This window comes from Desulfobacterales bacterium, assembly GCA_029211065.1.
Lineage (GTDB): Bacteria > Desulfobacterota > Desulfobacteria > Desulfobacterales > JARGFK01 > JARGFK01.
The window spans coordinates 1-2,234 of sequence record JARGFK010000235.1; the positions used below are offsets into that span (position 1 = coordinate 1).

Sequence of the window (2,234 nt, forward strand, 5' to 3'; positions counted from 1 at the left end):
AGCTTTTCGCCCAGTGCTCTATTCCACCCGCCATAAGCCACATTGGAAAAGAACTTTGCTATCAGTTCATCGCGAGTCAACGGTTCTTTGACGCCGCCGCGCATGTGGGGCTGTCGCAATTCTTTAACCGTTCCGTCTCTAAATGTTACCTTGATGTGACCGGAGTAGTTGTCGGGATATTCGTTTTCGGGGTCGATCACATAGTGTATTTTCGAGGATAGCTTAAGAATTTCCGGTTTTTTTACTTTTTCATCGGTAAACTGATTCAATCCCGCATCCCCTTCAAAAAAACCGACGGCCATACACCAGGGCATGCTGAACTTGGCTGCATATCCGGTCGGGGGCGTGTGCTTGTCGGCCAGCGGCTCCCATAGACGATGGACCAGACCTTCGCCGGTTTCGCACTCGATGTCCACGATTTGATCGGAGTCTGCACCCTGTTTGGCCAGGCGGATCATACAGTCGATATACGGATGGATCATGGTGCCGCAGGCATACGGTTTAAAAACGATCCGCTCCATCATCCATTCCTCTCCAACGCCCTCAATAAGATACTTATATTTCGGATCAGCCGTAGGGGCAAAAGCGCGAAAAAAGTTATGAGGGCCTTCGAAAACCTTTCGAGGGGCAAGAAAATTCTGGGCAGCAAATAAAGCCGCCCGCAGGCCCGACTGCGCCGCCCATCCGGGATGCAAGCGCTTTGTCCAGGCACCTTCCGACAGATATTCAATGATCCCGGAAGAAAGGCTTGCGCAAATGCCCAAAGCGGTCGCCATTTGTTTGTTGCTGAGCTGTAAAGCGGCGCAAACGCCGGCAGCCGCTCCGAAGGGACCGATAACGCCCACAGGATGAAAACACTGTTTATGTATTTTTCCGGGAGCCACATGATTCATACGACAAATGGTCTCAAGCCCGATGACAATACCCAGCAGCAAGTCCTTGCCGCTTCTCCCGAAGCGTTCACAAGCCGCCAGCACCGCGGGTATCACCATGGCAGCCACGCGGATCGGAGCACCTTCCAAGGTGTCGTCAAAATCTTCGCCGTGGATGGCAACGCCGTTTATCAGAGCGGCTCCAGCGGAATCAAGACCGCGGGCATGACCGATAGCGGTGCAGTCGCCCTGCCCGTCCCAGCCATTGAGCAACTGCCGGGTATATTCCTTTTGCCTGGCCGTCACGCAAAGACCGGCAACATCCATAAAATCATTGACTGCAACATCCTTGGCTTTTTGAGGGAGTTGCGCTAAACGAACACCGGAAAGTTTATCTGAAAATATTTCGGAGAGGGTTTGATCCGCTGTACCGGAATTCTCAATCATTATTCATCCTTTCTTTATCAAGTCGATAACCTGATTATAAAACGCTGATTATTCATCCTCTAATTATTTTTTCTGTCTGCCAAAGCTTTTTCCTATCAAAGCGGTCAACGGCTTTTGAATGATAGGATATAAAACTGTTAAAAGCAGTAAGATCCATAAAGTAATGGCAACCGGTGAAACAAAAAACCTGATCGGTGTCCCCAGCCCCATCCGTAATCCTCTAAAAAGATTGGCTTCAAATTGGGTGCCCAAAACGAGCCCCAGCAGAAAAGCCAGGGGAACGTAGTTGTACTTTTTCATGAAATAGCCCAATATGCCCATCGCTACCATTACACCCATGTCAAATACCAGTTCGTTGGGTGCAAACGCGCCGATAAAGGTCAGCACGGAAACAACCGGAATCAGGATACTCATCTTTACATTCACGACCCGCACGGCCAAATAGGCCAGAAACACACCCGTTATAGCGATGAAAAATGCGGCTGTAAACTGGCTCCATAGCACCGCATAAACAAGTTCCCCGTTGAGCGCAAACAGCTCCGGCCCCATCACCAGTCCGTGATAGCTGAGCGCCACCAGCAAAACAGCTCCAGTCGAACACCCCGGAATCCCAAGTGTCAGCAGCGGAACCAGACTGCCGCCGACCATACCGTTATTGGAAGCATCGGCCGCAATCAGGCCGTTTATGCTCCCTTTGCCAAATTTTTCTTTTTCCTTAATGGAAGAAAATGTAATCGATTGTTGATAGGCAACCGGTGCCGCCACGCTTCCGCCGGCGCCCGGAATAATGCCAATGACCACGCCGATTAAAGAAGAACGGATCACCTCTACAGGTCTTTTGATGGTTTCTTTAAACCCCTGCATAATGCCCTTTAGGGTCACTTTCTGCTGAAGGGATTCTGCGACGACATCTTT

2 protein-coding genes are annotated in these 2,234 nt (G+C 50.3%); both read right to left on the reverse strand.

Annotated features, from left to right (window positions below):
- Positions 1–1,319, reverse strand: a 1,319-nt coding sequence (locus P1P89_23150; protein MDF1594422.1) for an MmgE/PrpD family protein, incomplete at its 3' end; no start/stop codon positions are given.
- Between the two features lie 63 nt (positions 1,320–1,382).
- On the reverse strand, positions 1,383–2,234 hold an 852-nt coding region (locus tag P1P89_23155; protein MDF1594423.1), incomplete at its 5' end, for a tripartite tricarboxylate transporter permease.